This is a genomic window from Candidatus Protofrankia californiensis, from assembly GCF_900634765.1.
Taxonomy (GTDB): Bacteria; Actinomycetota; Actinomycetes; order Frankiales; family Frankiaceae; genus Protofrankia; species Protofrankia californiensis.
This window is the reverse complement of the sequence record NZ_CAAAFT010000105.1, coordinates 6,678-10,393: the sequence shown is the minus strand read 5'-3', so window position 1 is coordinate 10,393 and position 3,716 is coordinate 6,678. Positions and strand designations below refer to the sequence as shown.

The window sequence follows — 3,716 nt, the reverse complement described above, 5'->3', positions numbered from 1 at the left end:
ATTCAGCGCGGAGCCGGCCTTGTCATTGGTGCCGCTCGCGCGCGACCCGCCGAACGGCTGCTGGCCCACCACCGCACCGGTCGGTTTGTCATTGATGTAGAAGTTTCCGGCGCCGTACCGCAACTCCTCGATCGCCGCGGCAAGCGCACGGCGATCCCGGCCGAAAACCGCACCGGTCAGCCCGTAGGGCGAGAAGTCCGCGACATCCCGCAATGCCACGGCAAAAGCCTCCGATCCGGACCGATCCGGACTGTCGTCGTAGATATGCACAGCGAGTATGGGTCCGAAGTACTCGGACGTGAACACCTCGTGCGCGGGGTCGGCGCACACGACAACCGTCGGCTCCACGAAGAAGCCGATCCCGTCGTGGGCGCCTCCACCGACCAGCACCGACACGGCCGGGTCAGCGCGCAGGCGTGCGAGCAGGGCCGACAGCCGGTCGAAGGCCCGCCGGTCGATCACTGCCCCGCCGAAAAGGCTCAGGTCGGACACATCACCGTAGGTCAGCGCCGCGGTCTCCGCGACCAGCCGCTCACGCAGGCTCGACCGCCACAGCGAGGCGGGCAGGTAGGCGCGGGACGCCGCCGAGCACTTCTGCCCCTGGTACTCGAAGGCGCCCCGGACCAGCGCGACAACGAGCGCGTCCGGATCGGCGCTGGGGTGGGCCACGACGAAGTTCTTGCCGCCGGTCTCGCCGACCAGTCGCGGGTAGTCACGGTAGCCGTCGATCCCCTCGGCGACCGTCCGCCACATCGTACGGAAGGTGGCCGTCGATCCGGTGAAGTGCACCCCGGCGAGCTCCCGGTGCCGCAACGCCACCGCCGAGACCGCCGCGCCGTCCCCGGTGACCATATTGATCACTCCTGCCGGAAGACCCGCCGCCACCAGCAGCGACATGGTGTGGTGAGCGGCGAGCTGCTGGGTCGGGCTCGGCTTCCAGACCACCGTGTTACCCATGATCGCCGGAGCGGTCGGCAGGTTCGCCGCGATCGAGGTGAAGTTGAACGGTGTCACCGCGAGGACGAACCCCTCCAGGGGACGGTAGTCCATGCGGTTCCACGTCCCGGCGGCCGAGGCCGGCTGCCCGGCGACGATCTCGCGGGCGGAGGCGACGTTGAAACGCCAGAAGTCGATCAGCTCACAGGCCGCGTCGATCTCCGCCTGGTAGCAGCTCTTGCTCTGCCCGAGCATGGTCGCGGCGTTGAGAGCGTCCCGCCACTGCCCCGCAAGGAGCTCGGCTGCCCGCAGAAACACCGCGGCCCGGTCTTCCTGGGACAGCGCCCGCCAGCCGGGGCCTGCCGCCAGCGCCGCGTCCACCGCGTCGGCGACGTCGCCGGGTGCCGCCGCCCGTCCCGCGCCCAGCACCAGCGCGTGCCGGTGCGGGGCCACGACCTCGAACGGCTCGCCGGCACCGGGCCGAGCCTCCCCCGCGATCATCAAGGGTAGCTCGGTAGGCTCCCCCGCCATCCGTTCCAGCGCCGCCCGCAGGCTGGCGCGCTGCGAGCTGCCCGGAGCATAGTCACGGACCGGCTCGTTGACCGGTTTCGGGACAACAACGACGGCATCCATCCGAACCCACCCTCCGACCGCTGGGAACGCTCGAGGAGCGGGCCGCCCGGCTCGCAACACCCCGTCCTCAAGCAGTCTCAGACCAGGAAACCCAGGCCTCCCAGCAGCGCGCAAGAAGCATGATCGCTCTGCTAGAAAAAGTCCGCCAGCTCCTGCATGGCATACCAGAGCAGCTCGTACCCGTCGGCGGCATCCACCACGAACGCCGCGTCGTCACCGCCGAGGTCGGCCTCCACGACCGCAGCCGCTGCGGCGGCAACGGCGGCCTCGGCGTCGACGTCGTCCACATGGACGGCCCGGACGGCGGCCAGGGGCACGGGCCTGCGGATCTCGACAACTCCCCGGTCAAGGTCGTTTCTGATCCGGACGTCGCGATCGTCGACGTCTACGGCGAAGACCACCCGCCGTCGAGGCGCACTCGGGTCGGCGTCGAGCAGCCGCAGGCTCGCGCGAGCCGCGTCGAGGAGGAGCGCGTACTCCATCTCCTCGTTGTCGGAACGGGCGTACCACTCCCGCACGGCGGGGGTGACCGCGAAGCCGAGTCCCACCGGAACCATCCGATCCGCAAGGACAACCCGAGCAGCCGACAGCGTTGACGGCAGGTAGACGCGCACGATGCCAGTGTGCCGTGAGGTGGTCGACGGCCTTTGCGCCGGGCGCGGCAGGGGCGGTAGAGGTGGCGGGTCCGTGCGGGGTCATCCTCGGGTGGGGTCACACCGCGGGCAGGTCAGCCGGCGGCTGCCAGGTGATCGTCGACCGTGGACGTCCCGGTACTCGGACTCGGTACCCCGGCGGTTGCCATTGCCAGCGCCGCTGTGCTCGTTCGCAGCGAGGTCTGGAAAACCTCCTGCCGGCGGGTCAGGTCCATGACGTTGCCGCCGATGATCTCCAGATCCTCCGGCCCCGGACAGATCACCGTGACCTTCGTTCCCGCGGCCCGCAGCAGTTCGGTCTCCCGTACCAGCACCCGGGTCGCCAACCGCCGCATCTGGCGTTCGATCCGTGCCAACGCTCCCCGGGGCTGGTCGAAGGCTAACGAACAGGCGGGAGCGAGCACCAGGACCTCGTCGAGACCGGCGTTGACCAGCAGGTCCACGGACGTTGGCGAACGCGTTCCGCCGTCGACGTAGGGTCGTCCGTCGATGACGACAGGTGCATACCACGACGGGATCGCGCACGACGCCATCACGGCCTCGGCGATCGACGCCCGGGGCGCACCCGGCGAGCCGAACACGACCCGCGTCCCGGTGTCGTAGTCCATCGCGACGATCCACAGCGGTGCGGGGGTCGGCCATGTGGTCACATTGGAACCCACGGAGGACACCAGATCACCGACGGCGGCCAACGTTCCACGGCCTTGCGGGAGCAGGGAAACCAAAGCCACCAGCGGGGTCACGCTGCGCGGGTGGCGAGCCGAGACGGCAAGCAGCCGACGGGAACCGATGCGCATCCGTGGCCGCGGGGGAAGGGTCGAACCGAGCCGGGTGTAGTCGAGGACCGGATCGCCGAACAGGGGCCGGCCGTACTCGGAGTTGACCATCGTTTCGACACTGGTGCCGAGGCCGATCAGAGCTGCCAGCACCGACCCGGCGGAGGTGCCGACAGTCATGTCCATGCCGTGGACGTCGATACCGGTTGATTCTTCATAGGCGCGTAGGGCGCCGATCATCCACGCCGACCCAAGCACGCCCCCAGCGCCCAGTACCAGTCCGCGACGGGGAAGCCGTCTGCCAGCCATCAGCCACCTCCTGCTGTGCGTCACAATCCCTGGTACACGCCCTCCACCGTCAGTGAAGGGATCATGCCGGCGGTTCGGGACACAACATCCGCCGTGCACGCTCTCGTGGCTGGCCACCGCGCCATCTCGCCATGCGGCACCGTCAGGGACCGACACTGCCCAGGAACCGACACCGTCGAGGTGACGATGTCAGGGCGTCCGGCGCGGCAACGTCCTACTCGGAGACCTCCTCCTCACCGAAATTCGTCTCGAGCACACCCCACCCCCGCAGCCGTTCGGAGAACTCCTGCGGGGTGGTGTCGTGCAGGAGGGCCAGTGCCCTCAGATCGCCGTCCCGGATGGACAGAACCTGCCCGGCGTAGTCGTCGCGCTGGCGCTGTATCTGCGCCACCCAGCGGCGCACCAGCGC

General features: G+C 69.5%; 3 protein-coding genes and 1 pseudogene. All 4 read right to left on the bottom strand.

Annotation, left to right across the window (positions count from 1 at the left end; genetic code table 11):
• Positions 1–1,569, bottom strand: a 1,569-nt coding sequence (gene pruA / locus DD1DGNOD_RS06285) for an L-glutamate gamma-semialdehyde dehydrogenase (protein WP_131769658.1), incomplete at its 3' end; no start/stop codon positions are given.
• A gap of 131 nt (positions 1,570–1,700) precedes the next feature.
• Positions 1,701–2,183, bottom strand: a complete 483-nt coding sequence (locus DD1DGNOD_RS06280) for a DUF6912 family protein (protein WP_131765666.1) — start codon at positions 2,181–2,183, stop codon at positions 1,701–1,703.
• Between the two features lie 113 nt (positions 2,184–2,296).
• Positions 2,297–3,307, bottom strand: coding sequence for a patatin-like phospholipase family protein (locus tag DD1DGNOD_RS06275; RefSeq protein ID WP_131765665.1), 1,011 nt, complete (start codon positions 3,305–3,307; stop codon positions 2,297–2,299).
• Positions 3,308–3,521: 214 nt separating this feature from the next.
• Positions 3,522–3,716: pseudogene (locus tag DD1DGNOD_RS06270) on the bottom strand (transcriptional regulator); the annotation flags it as partial.

What these genes read in the sequence shown, in the direction of transcription:
- DD1DGNOD_RS06275 (WP_131765665.1), bottom strand. Translation starts at nt 3,307, where the DNA reads ATGGCTGGCAGACGGCTTCCCCGTCGCGGACTGGTACTGGGCGCTGGG.